At 49.9% G+C, this 19636-nt stretch carries 13 protein-coding genes and 2 pseudogenes; 4 read left to right on the top strand and 11 right to left on the bottom strand.

The window, feature by feature from the left end; all coding sequences use genetic code 11:
* A pseudogene (locus tag ACI2KG_RS28495) lies at positions 1-164 on the bottom strand (transketolase); the annotation flags it as partial.
* Between the two features lie 281 nt (positions 165-445).
* On the opposite strand from ACI2KG_RS28495, the gene ACI2KG_RS28490 reads away from it, so the two are divergent.
* Complete coding sequence (locus ACI2KG_RS28490) at positions 446-1378, top strand: SIS domain-containing protein (RefSeq protein WP_404664192.1); 933 nt, start codon at positions 446-448, stop codon at positions 1376-1378.
* Positions 1379-1467: 89 nt separating this feature from the next.
* The gene (locus ACI2KG_RS28485; protein ID WP_404664191.1) at positions 1468-2763 is read left to right on the top strand and encodes a hypothetical protein; all 1296 of its coding nucleotides are present in this window, start codon (positions 1468-1470) and stop codon (positions 2761-2763) included.
* A 64-nt stretch (positions 2764-2827) separates the two neighbouring features.
* On the opposite strand, the gene kdsB is transcribed toward ACI2KG_RS28485, so the two are convergent.
* From kdsB to ACI2KG_RS28445, 8 genes are all read right to left on the bottom strand, one after another.
* Positions 2828-4114 carry a 3-deoxy-manno-octulosonate cytidylyltransferase gene (gene kdsB / locus ACI2KG_RS28480; protein WP_404664190.1) on the bottom strand — a complete coding sequence of 429 codons (1287 nt, stop codon included), beginning with the start codon at positions 4112-4114 and terminating at the stop codon, positions 2828-2830.
* A gap of 25 nt (positions 4115-4139) precedes the next feature.
* Positions 4140-4982 carry a 3-deoxy-8-phosphooctulonate synthase gene (kdsA, locus tag ACI2KG_RS28475; protein ID WP_404664189.1) on the bottom strand — a complete coding sequence of 281 codons (843 nt, stop codon included), beginning with the start codon at positions 4980-4982 and terminating at the stop codon, positions 4140-4142.
* Positions 4983-5009: 27 nt separating this feature from the next.
* Positions 5010-6035, bottom strand: a complete 1026-nt coding sequence (locus ACI2KG_RS28470) for a hypothetical protein (protein WP_404664188.1) — start codon at positions 6033-6035, stop codon at positions 5010-5012.
* A 133-nt stretch (positions 6036-6168) separates the two neighbouring features.
* Positions 6169-9654, bottom strand: a complete 3486-nt coding sequence (locus ACI2KG_RS28465) for a hypothetical protein (protein WP_404664187.1) — start codon at positions 9652-9654, stop codon at positions 6169-6171.
* 103 nt (positions 9655-9757) lie between these two features.
* A complete protein-coding gene (locus tag ACI2KG_RS28460; RefSeq protein WP_404664186.1) occupies positions 9758-10849 on the bottom strand; it encodes a polysaccharide biosynthesis/export family protein in 1092 nt (363 codons plus the stop codon).
* Positions 10842-11948: an ABC transporter permease gene (locus tag ACI2KG_RS28455; RefSeq protein ID WP_404664185.1), complete on the bottom strand. Its 1107-nt coding sequence runs from the start codon at positions 11946-11948 to the stop codon at positions 10842-10844. The genes ACI2KG_RS28460 and ACI2KG_RS28455 overlap by 8 nt, the downstream gene beginning before the upstream one ends.
* 51 nt (positions 11949-11999) lie before the next feature.
* Complete coding sequence (locus tag ACI2KG_RS28450) at positions 12000-12653, bottom strand: ABC transporter ATP-binding protein (protein WP_404664184.1); 654 nt, start codon at positions 12651-12653, stop codon at positions 12000-12002.
* A gap of 13 nt (positions 12654-12666) precedes the next feature.
* Positions 12667-13458, bottom strand: coding sequence for an ABC transporter permease (locus ACI2KG_RS28445; RefSeq protein WP_404664183.1), 792 nt, complete (start codon positions 13456-13458; stop codon positions 12667-12669).
* 1121 nt (positions 13459-14579) lie between these two features.
* Here ACI2KG_RS28445 and ACI2KG_RS28440 point away from each other — a divergent pair.
* Positions 14580-16574 (top strand): glycosyl hydrolase family 28-related protein, encoded by a 1995-nt coding sequence (locus ACI2KG_RS28440; protein WP_404664182.1) that lies wholly within the window; start codon positions 14580-14582, stop codon positions 16572-16574.
* 193 nt (positions 16575-16767) lie between these two features.
* Here the strand turns inward: ACI2KG_RS28440 and ACI2KG_RS28435 are convergent.
* Positions 16768-17057, bottom strand: a pseudogene (locus ACI2KG_RS28435) (DUF3077 domain-containing protein).
* Positions 17058-17463: 406 nt separating this feature from the next.
* Between ACI2KG_RS28435 and ACI2KG_RS28430 the strand changes: the two are divergent.
* Positions 17464-18378: a cell division protein ZapB gene (locus ACI2KG_RS28430; RefSeq protein ID WP_404664181.1), complete on the top strand. Its 915-nt coding sequence runs from the start codon at positions 17464-17466 to the stop codon at positions 18376-18378.
* A 461-nt stretch (positions 18379-18839) separates the two neighbouring features.
* Here ACI2KG_RS28430 and ACI2KG_RS28425 read toward each other — a convergent pair whose 3' ends face one another.
* Positions 18840-19115 (bottom strand): DUF3077 domain-containing protein, encoded by a 276-nt coding sequence (locus ACI2KG_RS28425; RefSeq protein ID WP_400622454.1) that lies wholly within the window; start codon positions 19113-19115, stop codon positions 18840-18842.
* Between the last annotated feature and the right edge of the window lie 521 nt (positions 19116-19636).

Here is a 19636-nt window from a genome sequence, read left to right as displayed (position 1 = left end):
GCGAAGCTTGGGTTGCTCGGGTTGTGCTTCAGGTAGTCACGCCACAGTACTTCGGCGATATCCGCCATGCCCATGGGGGCACCTGGGTGGCCGCTGTTGGCTTTTTGTACTGCGTCCATGCTGAGGGCACGAATGGCGTTGGCACGCTCACGACGACTAGGCATCGTTAGTCTCCTGACTGGTAGGGGTAGGGTGGCAAAAAGCGCGCATTCTGGCGCAGCCACCGCTGGGCATCAAGGAGTTGATGGTAATCGGGTACGTAAAAAGACAATCATGCGTCGATGAGGGTGCCAGGCCGGCAATGCGATGAAAAACTGGGGCGAGATATCGGGAGCATTTTTTTCTGTCCGTTGATCGGACCAAAATCGCATTACGCTTTGCGTGCTTTAAGCAAAAACCTTACCATTCGCGACTACAAACATTTCTGAAGTTGTCAGGGACGAAAATGAATCACCTTAGCATCGCCAAAGAAGCCCTCATCGCTCAGGCACAAGCTGTTGGCCAGCTGGCCGACCGCCTGGATGGCGAATTTCAGAGCGCTGTTGAGCTCATCCTTGCTTGTAAAGGCCGTACCGTTGTATGCGGCATGGGCAAATCTGGTCTCATAGGTCAGAAAATGGTTGCCACCTTTGCATCGACAGGCACTCCAAGCTTCTTCATGCACCCTGCTGAAGCCTTCCACGGCGACCTGGGTATGCTCAAGCCGATTGATGTGCTGATCCTCATCAGCTACAGCGGTGAAACGGAAGAGTTGATCAAGCTGATTCCGAGCCTTAAGTCGTTTGGCAATAAAATCATTGCTATGACCGGAAATGGCAAATCGACCTTGGCTAAACATGCCGATATTTGGCTGAATATCTCGGTTGATCGTGAGGTATGCCCGAATAATCTGGCGCCTACCACTTCAACTCTCGCCACCATGGCCATGGGGGATGCATTGGCTGTTGCGCTGATCGAAGCGATCCAGTTCAAACCAATGGACTTCGCTCGCTATCACCCCGGTGGCAGCCTTGGTCGTAAGCTGCTAACTCGCGTAAGTGACGTCATGCACTCACCCGCGCCGGTTGTTTTGCCTTCTACCAGCTTCCACGATTGCCTCATGGTCATGACTCAGAGCCGATTAGGCCTCACTGTAGTTATGGATGTAGATAACCTCGTTGGCATCGTCACTGACGGGGATCTCCGTCGTGCTTTGTTGGAGGATGAGGGGATTATTCACTCTACGGTCAACCAGTTCATGACAGCTAATCCCCGCACCATTCATGAGGATGCTCAGCTGTCAGAGGCTGAGGCCTTTATGCGGGATAATAAGATTCGTGCCTTGGCGGTTACGAATTCCAATGAAAGGGTAGTCGGTGTAGTAGAAATTTTCGACTGACTTCAGTTTTCTAAAAAAGGTCAGAGGGCAAGTCTTAAATCGAGGCTTACTTTCTGGCCTTTTTTATAGGCTTGTCTTTAAGGGATTTTATGAATTTAGATGAAAAGTTGGCGGTAGAGGGTATTGTCGGTATCTCTCGTGCCATTAAGGGTGATGGTTTTCTAGAAGAGTCGGCAGTAGTTAATGGGAATCTAAATGCTCGCTTTTTTGTAGGAGCGTATAGTTTGATTGATAGCGGGGCATTTGCTAAAAATGCATTCATTGGCCGCTTTTCTACGATAGAAAAAGGCGTACAACTCGGCTATCCAGTCATTAAGGAAAAAAATTTCTCGAACCATTTTTTTGCTCGAAACCTTCCATTGCAAGGTTCCGATGACTATTACAAAAAAATCAAAACATCGAGATATTATTTCGAGCAGAACAGGTATACCTTTATAGGTAGCGATGTTCTTATTTGCAGGGGGGCAGTAGTTCAAGAAGGAGTGGTAGTTGGTGATGGCGCAATCGTACAGCCGAACTCCTATGTTGTAGAAGATATTCCTCCCTATGCGATTGTTTCGGGTAATCCAGCAAAAGTTATAGGGTATCGATTTGACGAGCAAACAGTTGCTAAGCTTTTGCACAGTGAGTGGTGGATGTACGATATTTCCTCCTTGGTGAGTAAGTATCGGGCAAATGCCATTGATTATCATGATAACGCCCAGTTTATTGACGATGTCGCCGCTGGTAATTTGCCGCGACTGATAAAAAAGATTTTCTACTTAAACACTGATCGCGGCGTATTTGAAGAGAACTCTGCGAGAAATATGATCGTTGGGCCATCTCATATTGAAAGATGGTATTTATTTTCTCAAAAAGGTGTGGTCAATAAGCCTGATGGCTATCATTTGCTGCCTATTCCAGCGCTGTCGATATTTAGTGCACAGCTGAATAAGCTTGTGAAGTGGTGGTCAGCTTGGTTTGAAAATGTACTAATATTTGTTCCTGACTTCAGGATCGGGAACGTGGCTGTTGATCATCCAGTCAAAGATGGTCGGCTGGTAAAGCCTGAGGCTGTCTCTGAGGATAACTCCCAAAAATGCTATGCGCTTGCTCTGGATGCTCTGAGTCAGTATGCAAGCATGAGTAATGTGAGGCTATGGTTCTGGTGCTTAAATGGTCGAGAAGAATTTAATAAATCTAACGGCCAGTATCTGGATGATAGAGGAAATTATCGTCATCCAATCTGGAACTATGAAGATATGCTAGAAATGTACGGCGCGAGTACGATTGATATTAGGCAATATTTCGAAGGGGTCCTAGATTTAATTGTAGATGGAAGTATTCACCCAACCAATGAATGTTATGGTCAAATGGCCAAGGTTTTTGATAGCCTGGATTGGTAAGTGAAAACTGATAGTGGGCTGGACTAAATCGCCAGGCCACTATCAGTGAGTCAGGCGGAGGTTTTTATTGAGCCATTTTCGTCATGACTTTAGCGTAGCCATCTGCAGTGCTAAATACAGATTCTTTGCCTTGTGCGCTTAAAATTGCATCAGCGACTTCACGAAATGCTCCAGTGCCGCCGGCCGAAACAATAGTCTTTGTCGCAGCAGACTTCACGTACACTGGTGCATCTGCGACGGCAAATGATATACCGCATGCTGCAAACGCTGGCAGGTCGATACAGTCATCGCCAATACATGCAGTTTGCTCGGCAGTTACACCAGCTTCATCCATCAGTTGTTTGCAGGCAGCTAGCTTATCCTTTACGCCGAACTTACAAAGCGTCACACCCAAATCTTGCACTCGCTTGCGTAAGGTTGCTGAATCGCGACCGGATAGAACCGCGACTCGAACACCATTTTCCTCCAGTAATCGCATTCCCATGCCATCACGCACATGAAAACGTTTGAAACATTCGCCGGTCGCATCGTAATAAATACCTCCGTCCGTCAGCACACCATCTACATCAGTGATGACCAACCGAATATCAGCTAAGGTCGGCTTAGCGGTGAACGTCTGGCCCGCCATCAATGCACGTACTTGCTCAAGACACTCGGGAGTATCCACGCCCGGTCCGGTAGGTTCGATAATATAAGCTCGGATGCAATAGCCTGCTGCCATCAAGCGTAGTTGCTCGAGCTTTTCAGCATGCTCAATCATCGGTTGAGGCAGGCTGGCATACTCAGCGACGACCTTACGACGATATGCGTAAACCCCGACATGCTTCATATAGGTCGCCACCCCAGCGTCGCGAGGGTAGGGAATTGGCGAACGACTGAAGTAAAGGGCGTTACCGTTGCTCGCTAGCACAACTTTGACGGCGTTGGGGTTGCTGGCCTCGTGCGCGTCTATTGAGTGACACAAAGTCCCGACACTAACGCTGGCGTCAGCTAGCATCCCGGCCGCCAAGGCGTCTATATCTGCTGGCCGGACCAAGGGTTCGTCGCCTTGCAAGTTAATATAGATGTCTGCATCAACTTGGGTCATCACTTCCGCGAGGCGGTCGGTACCAGAAGGGTGGTCTGGTGAAGTCATGACGCAGTCACCGCCAAAGCCGCGGACTGCTTCCGCAACTCGTTCGTCGTCAGTGGCAATCACGACAACGTGCGCGCTAGCGACTTGAAGCGCACGTTCATAAACGTGCTGTACCATCGGCTTGCCAGCGATATCAGCTAGCGGCTTGCCAGGCAGGCGAGTGGAGCCATAGCGGGCGGGAATGACGATCGCGACTCGTTGTTCTAAAGTAGCCATACATGCAACCCTTGTTGCCGAGGATTTACGAAATGGTCAGCGAGGGGAAAGACTTGACCAAATCGTCAAGCGCTTTGATCTGAGTTAGGAAAGGTTCCAGTTTGTCCAATGGCAACGCGCTTGGGCCATCACACTTGGCTTGGTCAGGGTTCGGATGAGCCTCTAGGAAGAGGCCTGCGAGTCCTACACTCATACCTGCGCGCGCCAGGTCGACGACCTGTTCGCGACGACCACCAGAAGCGGCTCCAGATGGATCGCGATTTTGCAAAGCATGAGTTACATCAAAGATGATTGGCAGGTTGTCACAGGTGCGCTTCATTACGCCGAAGCCCAGCATGTCCACTACCAGATTGTCGTAGCCCATGCAGGAACCTCGATCACACAAAATCAACTGGTCATTGCCAGCTTCTTTGAACTTGTGAACGATATTTTGCATTTGCGATGGGCTCAAGAACTGAGGTTTCTTGATGTTTACAGGCTTGCCGGTCTTAGCCAGTGCAACTACCAGGTCAGTTTGACGGGCCAGAAACGCAGGTAGCTGGAGTACGTCGACTACCTCAGCGACTGGTTGTGCTTGATAAATTTCGTGAACGTCGGTAATGATTGGAACACCAAACTCCGCCTTTACTTTCTCGAAGATGCGCAGGCCTTCTTCCAAGCCAGGGCCACGATAAGAGTGGATCGAAGAGCGGTTGGCTTTGTCAAAACTTGCTTTGAAGACGTACGGAATGCCCAGTTTGTCGGTGACTCGTACGTATTCGGCGCATGCTGTAAGGGCAAGATCCGCTGATTCTAGGACGTTTATGCCGCCGAAGAGAACAAAGGGGGAAGAGTTGGAGCAGCCGATTTTATCATTGATCTTGATCATGAATCAGTCCTCAAGAATTTGAGTATGTCAAAATTTTCTAATTGGTTCGGCACGAGCGTGATCGGTATATCTGTTGCCATACCGAAGTCTGAATCGCTCTTTGAATTCATTCTTCATCTGATCTGTGCCAAACAGTTTAAAATAAGCAGAGGCGGTCCTTAGAGAGTGCGGGGCGCTTTCTAAGGCGTTCTCTAGAAGGATTTTCTTTTCATCCTTCGAGTTGCTAAGTTGAGCTCGCCAGTATTGTATGAGAGCATAATAACTTCTATCGGTGGCTGTTTTCAGCGCTAGGCTTTCAAGAGCTTCTTTAATTTGATTTTGTGTAAGGGCGTCTTTGCTCTTGTTCTTTGAAATCCAATATGATTTCCATAGCGTCTTGCATGTTACCAACGATCCCGCAGCGTGCCCGCGCTCAATAACTTTAGGAATCATTGGCCGACCATTCAGTAAGGAATCAAGCAGTCCATTCATGCCTTCCGATAAAAAGATGGCTTCGATTGTTCCGTGGCCTTCGTGGGCAAAAGTGAGAACGGGTATGCTTGTGTCGGTTTTAATGCTGCAAAGTTGATTTAGATCACTTTCGCACTCTTCGCCATAAAAAATATTGAGATTCTTGGAATCTGCAAGTTCGCTCCACAAGTTACGATGTGCCGTGACGGGGCCCTTGTAGTAGTTAGAGCTGAACGAGTATTTGCCAAACAAATCAATCTCTGGGCAAAAGGCAAAAGAATTCTCAATGTCCAGACCTGCAGTTAATGCAATAAGTCCAGATGCCCCCATAGATGAACCGAGTGCGTAAATTTTTGAATCCGGAAAGGTAGATTTAATTAACTGCTTCAGTGCGTCACGAGTGGCACTTAGCGAGTCACCTAGACCCGGAACTCCTTGTAAATACCATGAGTTATTAGGGCAATTTAAAAAAATTGCATTAACATTGACGTCGGCTAATTGCCGCTCAAAACGAAACCTTCCAGGTGTTGTATGAATGGAGCTGAAAACTACTATGGTTTTTTCAGCATCTTTTTTCTGGACTTTATAGTATTCGTTAGTCATGAGGCCTACATCTAATAATTAATGCTGAGAAAACCGATGATGATAGATCGATTTTAGATCCCCTGCAATGTCAATTTATTGGCGCGCCTCCATGCTAGGTGCGGAGCGCCGTCGCTCCGCACCAGCCTGCATGTTACGTATCCAGCGTTACTTCATATTTGCTCTCACCGAAGATAACTTTCAAGATTGGGTGCTTGATGGTTAATAGTCTGCGTTTAAGCATGCGGTTATTTGGCATCAGTAGCTGTGCTTCGGTAAGTGTATCAATAGCCGATTTTTTGTCGTTGGCTAGCACAAATGCTTCGGATGCCGCGCGCAGCAAATTTGGTTTGTTCGGTTTGGCATTAAATGCCAAACGAAACTCGTTCGCGGCTTCGATGAAGTTTTTTGAAGCATAGAGAGTTCGTGCGCTTCGTTCTCTGTCGATAAACTGTTTGTGTATATCTGTACGCGCTTTCTTTTTTACTTCCAGGTCAGCACTTTTCTTTTTGGCTGCAACCAACTCATCTTGAGCCTTCGTGCCTTCAATTAGTGCTTGAGTCCCCTCTTTCCATAGTACTGGTGTAATGCTGAGCTTGTTCTTTGGAGGGACAAAATAGCGAAGTGGCCGGCCAGCAAAGTAGTTTTCGATAGTAATGCCGGAGAAGACCTCGGCGTCTCGAAGCATGGGCGACTCGAGCATGGAGAAAAGGCGCTCGCATGCGTCATCATGCATCCAAAGATGACCGATGTTAATGTTGCCGAAGCATTTTTCAATTGTGCTCAGCAGGTCCTGTGTGTACTTGATTGAGCCTAAATGAATAGATTCATTAAACGCGATCCGAGATCTTTCGTTGCCTTCAAGGAAGCAAGGGGACAGCTGTCCATTTTTATTGACTAGGCGCAAGAATGTGCCTTTGTCGTTCAGGAACAGCGACTCAATCACTAGAGCATAACGAATATATTTTTGGGATCTATCGCTTGTGCTGATTCTATCTCGATAGAAGCCTGAACCACGATGGTCGCCATCAGCGCTTGAAAGCGTTCCGTCGACACCATCATAGGTGCAGAAGTAATAACCGCGTGTATTTGTCAAGCCTCTTGCTTTTGCCAAGCTGGCTTGTAATGAACCGTTGTGGCCGATATCAACCAACCCGAGAGGGGCGCTTCCCTGTGTGAAGCCTACCTGATCAAGGTAGTCGGAGTAGATGAGGCGCTCGTCGGCGGCATTTTCCAAAATTGTATTGATGACGATCTCGGAGGAAAGCCACTTTCCGAGCAGTTCAGGGCTGCGCTGGTTATCAGATGTATTAATTTCTAACTCTAGAGTCTCAATGCCGAGGTGTTTGAGCTTTTCGTCGGTTAACCCAAATCGCAAGGAAAGATATTGCGAAAGATCGCTCTTGTTAGGGTTCTTCGAATATTCAACTACAAGGGCTTCTATCTCGCGGAGCACATCATTTTGCGAAGAAAGTGATGCGACACGAGTTGATCTGCGTGACGCCAGCAGGTATTGAGTTCTGATTTTATTGCCTGGAATGTGATTAAGGAGCTCGTCAGTGACCTTCTTCACAATCTCGCCATCGCGAGCGAGGAAGAACAGAGTCTCTACTCCATCAATTCGCGCTTTTTCAATGATCCATGCGGCAAACGCAAGCATCATGTCGCCTACGACATTGTAGCCCAGATTGAAGGCTTTACCACTTGTGTAGCCTGCGCCAGCTGTAATTGCAGGGAAGGCCGTGGTATTAATTTGAATTAGGCCGCCCTTTATTGATCCATATGGGCCTTTTGAGCGAATGAATTGTGGGGTGCTATTTTTGAATTGATCGTGGTTCGATATAACCCAGCTGGCATTAATGTTCTTGGCGCTGGCGTTAGCGATATCAGCCTTATAGTTGTCCCCGATGTGCAGAAGTTTATCGGTTTCATTTGCAAGCAACTCTTCAAAGAGGCTGCCTGCTTCTTTGGTTTTGTTATAAGAGCTCGAAGCGTAAATTCGGTCGGCAAAAATACCTGCGTCCGCAAGGAATTCTTTGATTTGCTCTTCAGTAAAGTAGGTGTCTGAAGTGATTACTACTCGTTTTCCCTGCGATTGAGCATACTCAAGAGCGATCTTTCCTATTTCGCGGGCTTGGAGAAGGCCTCGCTCTACTTCAATCTCGAAGCTATAAAGGAGTTGTGCTTGTTCTTGAGGGATCTTAAGGATTTTCCCAATGATCTCGTAACGCTCAGTCAGTGGTACTTCAATTTTATTGGAGTGCTTCTTTGCTTCTCTGCGAGCGCTAACAAATTCATCAGCAGGTATTTGAAGCTCTGCCTGGACTTTTTGTGCGGTCAGGTTTATGACATCACCTGGGACCCATGTTTTGCGCTGCAATAGGGTGTCGAAAACATCAAACGAAATTGTCTGGTGTTCGTCAATTAGGCGCTTAAGTTTTTTGAGAGACGGCGGGTTAGCCTGGAGCTTTTCCGAGGTAAATCGAATCGGCTTGGCTTGAGGTTTTTCAGGTCGTTTAACAACCTTGGTCTTTGAAATGTCGACAAAGGATGCATGAACTTTATCAAACACATGAGTATTGTAATAAAGTGCAAGCATGTCTCGATAATTTGAGTTTTTACTTAAGAAATCATACTCTGCCACCGTCTGGTGAGTGGGTATGGTTTCCTGAAGGATAGATTTCCAGAATACAGGCGAATGAAGCTTGCTGTAAATTGAGAAGTAGCCTTGCTCATTTGTATTGTCGAAAATATCGAGTACAGGTCTGAAAAGATAGTTATAAGTTTTTCCGAAGAACTTAGACTCATACATTAATGAGGAGGAAACACCAGTTACATGCTCAATAGAGTCAGTGCACAGGAGCTTGTATCCCGGTTCTGTCGTGATGCTGGTGTTGTCGTGGGACAGCACAAACTCAAGTTGAGCGGCGTCATCACCTTTGATCATTGGGTGTCTGGAGAAGTAAACGTGACTAAATCTCTTAGTGAGTTCAGTGAACTCATCTTTGAAATTAAGGACGTTTAACATTGTGCCATTTCGGCATACTGCTTTATCTGTTAGTGTCTGGCCTACAAAAATAGCAGAGTTTGCTTTCAGCGCGTTGTCTAGGCCGTTTTTATATTTATCCCAACCCATGTAAGATTGGATTTTTAGCTTGTCGGCGTAAAGAGTGTAAACGTCATCCTGCAGATGGTGCCCTTGTAGACCAAGGTTGATCGATTTTACATTAGAGCGGAATGCAAAAAAGTTATCGTCAAGGAAGCGAATCGGGTGCAGCCAAACGTCAATGTAGGCGATTCCAGCCCGGGTCAAGACGGCTCGAGTCTCTTCGGAGAGTTCGTATCCAATTAGAAGAGAGCCTTCAAGCGGCTTTTTAATAAGTTCAAGAGAGCGATCGGAAATATTTTTTTCATCGAAATGGAAGTGAGACTCCGATTCATTCAGCATGATTCCGCTGCGGGCAAAAAATTCTTGCCTGCTGAAAGTTTCTCGGAGATCGCTCAGAAACCTTTCAGTTTCAATGTGAGTCGTTCTGTTTAGCGTCGAGCCTAGAATGGTAGAGAACCAGCGCAAGTGATAGCGCTGGGTCTCTGGGCGGGTCATCAAGAAGTCGCAGCACAGAAATAACTTTTTAAACATTCCCTTTCTCGTTGTAACTATTAAGCAGCTTCGCTGCTTTGACTAAATTTGGTAGTGTACTACCGCCAGTTCGCGAGTCAGCTCGCATCCATGTTGCTGCTAATTAGTTATACGCGCCTGTTGCTTTGCCCAAGAGCATTGTTTGTACGATTGGCGATATAACTTTTTGCCACTCATAAACCGCTGCGTTAGTTACATAGATCGTGTCATCCGGCTTTACAGCAATCTGACGTGCATAGAAAATTGCTGCTGGGTCCCGCATGTTCAATCGCAGTACGGTAGGTTTCCCGCCTGCGGTATTAGCCATACGGAAAATAAATACGCCTTCCGGATTGGCATTTTGCTCGCGAAGTCCACCTACACTACCTAATGCATCCAACAAACTCGTGTTCTGATTAGGTAGATCCTTAAGGCCTGGCTCTCCGACAGCGCCCATCGCAACGAATCGTTGGCGAGCGCGATCCAGTACGACTTCTGAGTTTGGACGGAGAATCATATTGTTGCCGGCAAGTATATCTTCGTAGTTAAACTGCTTCACTTGCTCGCCAGTACGAACTGTCACGTTGACTAAATGTGGTTCCAATACTGGACCGCCAGCCTGGTTTACAGCATCTAAGAGGGTCAGCGGCCCCTGCAAGGTGCTGAACCGTCCCGGCGTTTTTACCGCGCCAGCAACGAGCACAGACCCAGACAAATCGCCGACTAATTCGACGTGAGTCTGTACATCTGTGGTAATGCCTTTCAATTGGCGGCGAATTAGCTGTTCGACCTGGTTCAAGGTCATGCCAGCTACGAACTGGCGGCCGACATAAGGAAGTGACAGCATTCCTTGGGCGTCGATGCGGGTTTTCAGCCTGGTACCGCCGGTAGCAAGTGGGGCGAACAGGGCAGAGCCTTCCGGCGCGGTATCCGCAATGAGTACGTCTAGCACGTCACCCGCCGCAAGCCGCACTTCCGCAGATACTGGCTTAGTGACGGTAGGTAGAACAGGGCGAGGGGCGCCAGACATATAGGGTTTGATTGTTGTGGCGTTTATGTCGACAAGATTATAAGTGTCATTTTTGCTTTCAATTTCACCCTTGTAAGGGCCTGCGCCAGACAATGTGCCGCCACAGCCGGATAGCCCCAAAGCTGCCAGGGCCAATGCCGCAAGTTTCAAATTTAAGCGCTTGGAGACAGGCAGGGATTTAATCACGATGATCCTCAATCGAAGCAAGAATGAAGCGAGTGATGCCGAATACCATCAGCAAACCGAGCAGGATGGTTGCTAGGTTGTACAGCCGCTCTGGGTAAATAGCGAGCTGCGGGGTGTTTGGGCTTACCACGGTAACCAAAGTGCGAATTTTTTTGCTCGCTTCGATGCGAGCATTGTCTAGCGCGGCTACTGCGGTTTTATAGGATTCTTCAGCAATGCCGGCATCAAGAGTCAACTGTTGGTAGCGGGACGCAACTACGTTGAGCTGTGAGCCTTTCGGTGAAGACACCAGCAATCGCTTTTCTTTGGCCAGCTGCTGCGTGATGGCTTCAACTTTTTGTTTCTGCTGACGAACCTGTGGGGCGTCAGCACGAAGCTTGAAGTTCATTTCAGTAAGAGCGGCTTGCTCTTTGGTGTACTGACCTTCGAGTTCGGCAATGATGGTGGCGCGGTTTTGTGCGGTATTTCCACCATCAAGTACTTTGTTCACGTTTTGAAAGTCCAGCAGCTCGATTTTGCGTTTGCCGTAGTTGGCTCGTGCAGTCTCCAGCTCCCCTTGAGCAAATTTCATTTGTTCGCGAGCAATATTGTGACTTACTTCGTTAACGAAATGCTCGCTTGCCTGTAATATCACACGCAGCATTTGCTCCGACAGCTCTGGAGTGAAAGCTTGTACTTCAACGCGTAGAAGACCTGTCGTTTCGTCATAATGAGCCGAAACCATCCGCTGGTAGTATTTGAGCAGACCTTCGCGGGGTTCGTCTTTGTTCAGCCAGAAGAAAATATCACTGCGTTGAGCGGCATACTGTTCAATCCAATTTACCTTTTTTTCAAGCAGCAGCATCATGTCCATCGAAGTGATGTATTCACGCAGGTACAGGGTTTCTTCTCGCGAGGCCGGGTTTGCGCCGGTCAGCAGAGTTGCTAGGCCAGGTACTTGAGAACCTTGGTTGTTGCCATCTTGGCGTACTACCACTTGGGCGGAACTTACAAAACGGTCGACGGCGAATAAGCCGTAGTACACAGAAGCCAGGATCATTGGTAGAGCTACCATAACCAACGCTAGGCGCCAGCCTTTATTATTGCCTGTACTGCTCATAATTGGATGCATCCTTGATGTGAAACGGTGCTGCAACGAAAAAAGGGTTGATCAACTACTATACGCCTTGATGCCTTCAGCGACGTCGTCGTATACCTGGATGCCGCCATCACGTACCAGCAAGACTATGTCACACAGTTTCTCGATCTCTGGCATGGAGTGAGAAACCAGCACCACATTAGCTTTCTGTAGTTTCTGTTTAAATACCTCAGCGCATTTGCGTTTAAACTGTGCATCACCCACCGACATCACTTCATCTATCAAGTAGTAATCGAAGTCAAATGCCATGCTCAGGCCAAAAGCAACGCGCGAACGCATGCCCGACGAATAAGTTTTAATGGGTTCGTCAATCCAATCCCCGATCTCGGCGAACTCTTGGACATAACGGATTTTTTCACGCATAGCTTCGCCAGTGGCACCGTACACGCGGCATATGAACTTGATGTTGTCTCGCCCACTCATGCTGCCTTGGAAACCCCCGGTTAAACCGACGGGCCAAGAGATGCTTCTGTCAGTGGCAATAGTTCCGGAGTCGGGTACATCTGCGCCACCCAGCAGGCGCATCAATGTCGATTTGCCGGCGCCGTTGCGACCGATCAAGCCAATATTCTTGCCGGGCGGAATGGCCAACGACAGGTTGCGAAAGACATACCTCCGGCCATTTGGCGTGAGGTACGACTTGGTAACGTTTCTGAGCTCGAACACGTGTGACCTGTACTTAGCCGTTCTTGGTGGAAATCAGGTGCATCCTACGGGCGCGATAGGCACCTAGCGAAAGGAACAGTAGCACCATGGTAAAGCCGATTACATAGGTCGCGGATATGCCGTCCACCGGTATATAGTTGGACAGCACCTCGGCGCGTATTAGCTCAAGGATGTGCAGGAACGGGTTAAGTAGCAGGACCGGCATCATCGCTTGTGGCAAATAGCTAGCGGGGATTAGTACGCCTGAGATGAAATACAGCGGAAAGAATGCCATGCGAATGACGATCTTCAAGCTAGGTAGCGCGTGGGTGACCAGTGCTAGGAGCATGCCAAGGCCAAACGTGAACAGAAGGCCCAGCAGCAGCGTTGCAGCCCATTGCAGTGGGCTATGTATAGACATGTCGAAACCGAACCAGGAGAACCCGAATACCAAAATGGCATACACCGTAGCGGCGATGCAGGCTTCGACGATAACCCTAGCGACGTAAGTATCTAGAGGCTTAATCTGTTTATAGCCAAACAGTGAGCGGTTTTCGCGTAGGCTGTCCATGAGCCGCAAAGCGGTGTTCCTATACAGCAAGAATGGCGCCATGCCTACGAGAATGAACACCGGGTAGTCGACACCGGAGACCGTGCGCCCACGAAGCATGGAGAACAACAATGAGAAAATCAGCAGGTGGCAGATAGGCTCAAGGAGCAACCATACTGCGCCCATGCGGCGATCACCGAGACGCGAGCGCGCTTCGCGCAGTACGAGGGCGAAGATGACCGATTTCTGAATCTGGAGGGAGGAACGAGGCTTCAAGATCGCGTCCGCAAAGCAGAGCAGCGCACCTAGGCACGCCGGAATTCATCTTCAGGAAAGGCTCGCTCTTAGGCGATTTCAGACGGATCTTCCGGACACTTCCCTGTTCTAAGGGGCGGAAGGTTAAGCGTGATGGGCCATAAGCGTCAAGCAAAGTGCCACAATCGCAGGCGATGGCTCGCAGCCTTTCGTCGAAAAACGGCAGAAATCAACGATAGCTCAATGATGGCACATCGCCTCACTTGAGGCTGCCATGTGTCACCTCGCCAGAATGTGTGGCGTGCAGAATGCTCAGGATGCGAAGGGTTTAAGTCAGATGTATGTCCGCACTTAGGGTAACGTCTTTCCGGCGAGGGGAGATGGGCAATAGCGGTAACTGCTTCTTCTGGATGGCCTCAAAGCAGAGCTGATCGAGGTTACCCAGTCCGTCTGTGAAATAGGCAGGAGACGGCGCCGGTAGCTTCTTAGCTTTCGTCAACAGGCGACTGATTCAGCGCCCGCAACGCGAGCCAAAGTTTGTTCATCCCGACCCCGCCGATTGAAGCTATGACAGGTATTAACCAGCTGACGATTACCGCCGCAGGCGGATTTTTAATTACTAGCGTTGCTTAGATGAAAAAATGAAATCTGACTGCATAGTCAACGTTGCAGGCGTCACTAGACGTCAATAAACGATAGAGCTGCGTGACGTTACTACCAGCTTTTCTGGTTTCTGTGGGGAGTGCAGTAGTGGTGTTGGCGGGAAGTGTGTAAATTTTAGTTCTTGTGTATTGAACTCGTTGCGCTTCGACTTTTTAATGGGGCCTTGATGAAGCACATATACTATATTCTCAAGAAATAAGCGTTTTAATTTAGCGGTGTCTACCTCAGGTCGTCAGTTCTTTTAGGGGCTGCAAGGGGCTTGGTAGATGAGCTTTGCGGGGTCCAGCAGTCGGCTTATTCTTTGGGCTGGGTCAGCACTTGATGGCCCGAAAATCTGGTCCGCGTGTTAGCGCTAAGATGAACTATGTTCATGGTGGCAAGTTTATTATTATTTTTTCATGAAGAGAGAGGTGCCACTACATACCTTCTGGAGTCACGCAGCTATACTCAGCAGGACTTCATTTCAAGGCTTACTCGTCATGTTAAATCGCCGAAAAATGCTAAAGCTCAGCGCCATTGGCTCCGCCTCACTCGCGGCTCCGGCAGCCTATGGCGCGAGTGCAACGTCAACCGCCAGCTCTGAGGGATTGAATAATTTAGATGCCGTGAGTGGTGCGCTGTTACGCCAGCAACTTGAAAGCCCTACAGGAACCGAGCTTGTGGGGCATAGGGCGTCTATTACGGGAGTTAGTAGAACTTTATTTGAGCATCTTTCGGATTATCGGGTATCTGTTAAAGACTTCGGTGCTCTGGGTAATGGTGCCGTTGATGATATTGATGCGATCTTGAAGGCAGTTGACTTTGTGCGTAACAGAGGCTTTGGAGGAAGTATCTGGTATCCCGCCGGCACGTATGTGGTTTCGCGTCCTATTCCGTTAGATTCTTTGGTGCATCATGAAGGGGCTGGCCGAGGAGCATGTAAAGTTGTAGCTGCACCCGGCTCCAATACGGATGTTTTCAAGACACGGGATTTTGATAGCCTTACAGGTGTAGGGAGTATCGCGAATGCCCCTAATGCTTTCAGCGTTAAGGGGCTGACTATTGAGGGTAACTATCTGGACTTTAGTGAGGGGGTGACGTGGAAAAAAAGCAATCGAGTTATTAACTCTGCGGGAAGTGCTATAAAGATTTTTGGAAGTCGATTTGATCTTGATGTAGAAGTGTATAATGTTGCAAAGAATGCTCTATACATAGAGGGCGGTGGTGAGTTTCTGTCTAATCAAGAACATGCTAGTCGAGTAAGAGTTACGGGGCGCATAAGTGGTAAAGAGGGTATTGTGTTCCGAGGTCCTGGTGACATTTATCTCGAATACGTTGTTTTTGGCCTTGCCGGGCTTCTTCCGTATTCACAGCGGCAAACTGCCATGGACAATTTGAGTGACATCTATCCAGGTGTTAGTGTCGATGGGTTGGTTTTGGATAATTCACCTCCGTATACGGGGCACGCCGAGATTGGATTTGTTCATGTGTATGCGAACAGCTATGGGTTCGGCGTGCGAACTAGGGGGGTTAATCGATTCAATGTTGGTCATATTGTTGTTGAGAATAGTTGTGGGGGGTATTATTTTGGTGAAGGGGCCCATGGGGTCATTGGTATACTTGAAAGTCGAGCAAATGGTCGGGCGCCTGACGCCTTTGCAGGCAGCAGGTTTTTAGTCAAGCCCGATATTGTTGTTGATAATGGAAAGATCTGGCAGTTAACAGGTCAGATGCGGGTCTATCGATACCGCCCTAGCCAAGATCTGCACGATTATGCAGTACAGATTTTAGGCGGATGTAATAATTTGACTATTACCTATGCCGCTCAGTTGCAACGCGACTTTGTTCCTCTTGATGCTGGTTTCTTGAAGGTTGCTGGTAGTAATAACGTTATCAGGTTTCAGGCGTTGCGCGTGAAAGGTAACGGAGTGTTTGTTTCGGGGGAGACGAATCAGATCTGTGGTGTGATTGACACGATTTACTCCGGAACCGCTCTAGTTCGTAATGGCGCTAAATCATTTGGAAACATGATTGATATTGTTGCTGCTGGTTTGACTGCTGATAGTGTTGGCTTCCAGTCTGTAGGAGTAGTTGCGAATGAAAAAATTAAACTGGTGATATCTGGTGCGGCGGGGTTTACACCATTTAAGGGAGACCCCATGGTAGCGTTGAATCGAGCGTGTGATTGGGAAATCGCAGCTAGTCAAGGAAATGGTATTAATGGCACGTCTACGGATGACTATATCGATGTGAGTATACCTAACGATTCGGTTTCCGGAAGCGTAGTTGTGCCGCATAATTTCCTTTACGCGCCAGAAGCTGGTCAGGTATCTCTTTCCCTAAGATATCCTGGAACACCTCCAGACCAACTCTTGACAGTAGGTGTAAGAGATGATGGCGAAAATAAGCCTACAGCAACTCAGATAGTAATTTCGTACAGGTGGTCCGCAATTCCAACCTCCGGGAGTGCGAACTGTATTGTTCGCATTCGTTAATGTAGTGGATCACGTTATAGGCGCGTCAGGGGCAGGCTTCGATGCTTAGTGCGGCCGTGTGTCTGAGCAGGCATCGGGTTCTTTTGGAGGCTTGCGGCGGATGGCACCCAGTGTGGCTGTGTTTACATGTAAGTCCGCCCCCCCGAAAGGCCTTGCTCCCGCCAAGCTCTCTCGCCAACGTCTACTTCATTTCTCACCAAGCGAGGTACTGCCCCGCTTGGCCTTGGGCTAGCGCCCTGAGTGGCGCTAGCTCTTCGCAATTCATCAGGGCTTTGGCCGTGGCCAGCAGGTAATCGGCTGCGCCAGAATTTTGTGATCGTCTTCCGTCTCACCTTCGCGCACCAGGTGCTTGCAGTAGCCCAGCACGACGGAGACGTGTTCGTAGGCGTCGTCGGCGGGGATGCAGGATTCAAGGAAGGTTTCGATGCCTGCGGTGAGGATGGGGGATTGGCCATTTTTTTCATGGTAGTAGCTTCTAGTAATTGGACCTGGCACGCGAATCTTTCTCGCGGATCTGGGCGGCAGTCGTACGCGGGGTGAGAAACCGAAGGAGCTACAAAGCCCGGCCAGACCGAAGTCTGCCCGCGTACCACCGCCATGACGTGGTGGGCATGCTGTGAGGCGGAAGGGGATTACATAGCCGATGGGGCGTTTTCGAGCTTGCCCCGAGAAAACGGTAACACTAGTGCCAGTCACTGCGCTGGATTCTTCGCGGGCAAGCCCGTCCCCACAGGGGCCGCGCCACGCTCGTGCGGCGCGTGCTCTGCGTGACCGCGCAGCCTAAAGGGCTGTGCGGTCTGCCAGAGGCTGGCTTCTTGTTTGAGCGGTGCCACCGTCAAATGGGCAAGCGATGCCGTTGAATAATCCTTTGTAGCCAAAGAGCTCAACAATGAGTGAGTCGCTTTGGTTGAAGATTGCTTGTCGTGCCTTGCGACATTGGTCTCGCAAACCATGCTTTATTCAGCAAAATCCACAAAATTATGGCACCCTGCCGGTCCTCGCTAGCCTTCTGGCTCGACTCGTACCGTACCGGGCCACCTTCCCGGCACATCTGCCTGACCGTGAAACGATGAACATCCCTAACATCAAGAAGTTGTTTATGCCTGATATTTCAGCAGACGCAGCCAGCCTTATCCATGCCATAGCCTCCGCCACAGCGGTCATCGCAGCGTTGATCGCGGCCAGTGCAATGATCCTCGCCCACATGACCTCGGACGTGAAAAACCAGCACTCCGAATTGACGATTTCGCGGGCCTCGCAGGAGGTTACCGTGGTCAATGAATCGGATGTGCAGGCGCAGTTGGAAATCCAGCAGCTCCTGGAGCAAAACGAGGCGCTCAAGGCCGAACTCGAACGTGGGAGGGCCGAACTGGAACAGGAGAGGGCCGAACGGCTGAAGCTGGAAGCCAGCCTCAAGCCCCGAACGCTGACGCCTCAGGCGCAGGACGCATTCAAGGCGTTGGCGGGTGAGCTGAAGGCTAAAACGCTGGCACCGGTGGTACTGCTGAATATCCACAAGGATGACAAAGAGGCGGTTCGCTTTGCCAAGGAAATCGCCGTGGCGCTGACCAAGTCGGGTGTGCAGGTGCAGATCAAGCAGCTGCCTTTGCAAAAGCACAATACCGGTACCCAGGTGGTTGTGTATGCCGGGGTGGGGGGTGATGAGCTTGAGCAGGCGTTCAAGGCGGCGGATTTCGCGTCTGATATCAAACGCTCGGGGCAGAGCCCGCGGGTGAAGGTTGATGATGGGGATGCGATTGCGATTTCGGCGTTTATCAGTGTTTATCCTCGAACGGTGATTTGAGGGGGCTGTTGGGGGCTTTGGCAGGGCACCGGCTTTGCAGGCGTTCGCAGGGCAAGCCCTAATGCCAGTCAGTTAGGGCTGCCGGGGCTGCTGCGCAGCCCATCGCCGGCAAGCCAGCTCCCACACCTACCGCATCAAATTTGAGCCATGCGCCATATCTGTGGGAGCCTGGCTTGTCGTGGCTACGAACCGCATCGATGGGCCGCAACGCGGCCCCAAATTGCTTAACGGACCGGCATTAGGATAAGCCCGCTCCCACAGATGCGTGCTTCCTCTGATGTCCATTTTCTTAGAAGGCCACTCCGGTGTAGGGGCGGTCTACCCGCGAAAGGGTGGGGCTGCTGGCCGGTTTCAATCGGGCATGTGGTGTTGTCGGTGCGGGCGTATTCGCGGGTGAACCCGCTCCTACAAAAAAGCTCGGTAGGCGAGGTAGAGCCTCGCCTGGCTTGGGGGCGCGCGGTTTAGTGGCGCTTGTTCTTGGCAATCTCGATGTCGTTCATCAGGGCTTTGGCCATGGCCAGCAGGTAATCGGCTGCACCCAGCATTTTGTGGTCGTCTTCCATGTCGCCTTCGCGCACCAGGTGTTTGCAGTAGCCCAGCAGGACCGAGACGTGTTCGTAGGCGTCGTCGACGGGGACGCCGGGTTGGACGCGGAGCAGGTCCAGGGTGGGGTTGCCGGCTTCGAGGAAGGTTTCGATGCCTGCGGTGAGGATAGGGGATTGGTCGTTGTTTTTCATGGTGTCATTCCAGTGCGTTGTGAGAACCCACCACCTCGATCTTTCTCACGGACAAAGGTGGCAGCCATTGCGCGGGGTGAGAAACCGATGCACTGAAAACCGGCCAAGCCGAAGCTTGCCCGCGAATGGCTGCCATTGAACAGTCGAGCAGCAGTGCTTGTCAGGTTCTCACACCCGGTCACGAATATGGCGACCCGATGACGTTATCCCTGGGGCATTTCCCCGACAATTCAGCTGCTTCTGACTGGTGTGTAGGATAGTTCGCCTGGTTATCTGAGTTGAAGGGGTGGGGGGTAGGTTTCAGGAAAGTCTGACGGGGCGGATGGCGGGCACCGCGTTGCCTTCTTCGCGGGGCAAGCCCTGATGCCAGTCAGTTAAGCGGTATAGGCTGACAGGTGCATGCCTTGAGATGTTGGGTGCCTGTGCGATCGAGCGCCGCCCGCGCGGCGCTTCGCGGGGCAAGCCCTAATGCCGGTCAGTTAAGCAATTTGGGGCCGCGTTGCGGCCCATCGCCGGCAAGC

It is taken from the genome of Pseudomonas sp. NPDC089407, from assembly GCF_044900445.1.
Classification (GTDB): Bacteria; Pseudomonadota; Gammaproteobacteria; order Pseudomonadales; family Pseudomonadaceae; genus Aquipseudomonas.
This window is presented reverse-complemented; position numbering and strand designations above follow the sequence as displayed.

Coding starts and splice junctions, on each gene's coding strand:
- ACI2KG_RS28490 (WP_404664192.1), top strand. CDS start 446: ATGAATCACCTTAGCATCGCCAAAGAAGCCCTCATCGCTCAGGCACAA.
- ACI2KG_RS28485 (WP_404664191.1), top strand. CDS start 1,468: ATGAATTTAGATGAAAAGTTGGCGGTAGAGGGTATTGTCGGTATCTCT.
- kdsB (WP_404664190.1), bottom strand. CDS start 4,114: ATGGCTACTTTAGAACAACGAGTCGCGATCGTCATTCCCGCCCGCTAT.
- kdsA (WP_404664189.1), bottom strand. CDS start 4,982: ATGATCAAGATCAATGATAAAATCGGCTGCTCCAACTCTTCCCCCTTT.
- ACI2KG_RS28470 (WP_404664188.1), bottom strand. CDS start 6,035: ATGACTAACGAATACTATAAAGTCCAGAAAAAAGATGCTGAAAAAACC.
- ACI2KG_RS28465 (WP_404664187.1), bottom strand. CDS start 9,654: ATGTTTAAAAAGTTATTTCTGTGCTGCGACTTCTTGATGACCCGCCCA.
- ACI2KG_RS28455 (WP_404664185.1), bottom strand. CDS start 11,948: ATGAGCAGTACAGGCAATAATAAAGGCTGGCGCCTAGCGTTGGTTATG.
- ACI2KG_RS28440 (WP_404664182.1), top strand. CDS start 14,580: ATGTTAAATCGCCGAAAAATGCTAAAGCTCAGCGCCATTGGCTCCGCC.
- ACI2KG_RS28430 (WP_404664181.1), top strand. CDS start 17,464: ATGAGTGAGTCGCTTTGGTTGAAGATTGCTTGTCGTGCCTTGCGACAT.
- ACI2KG_RS28425 (WP_400622454.1), bottom strand. CDS start 19,115: ATGAAAAACAACGACCAATCCCCTATCCTCACCGCAGGCATCGAAACC.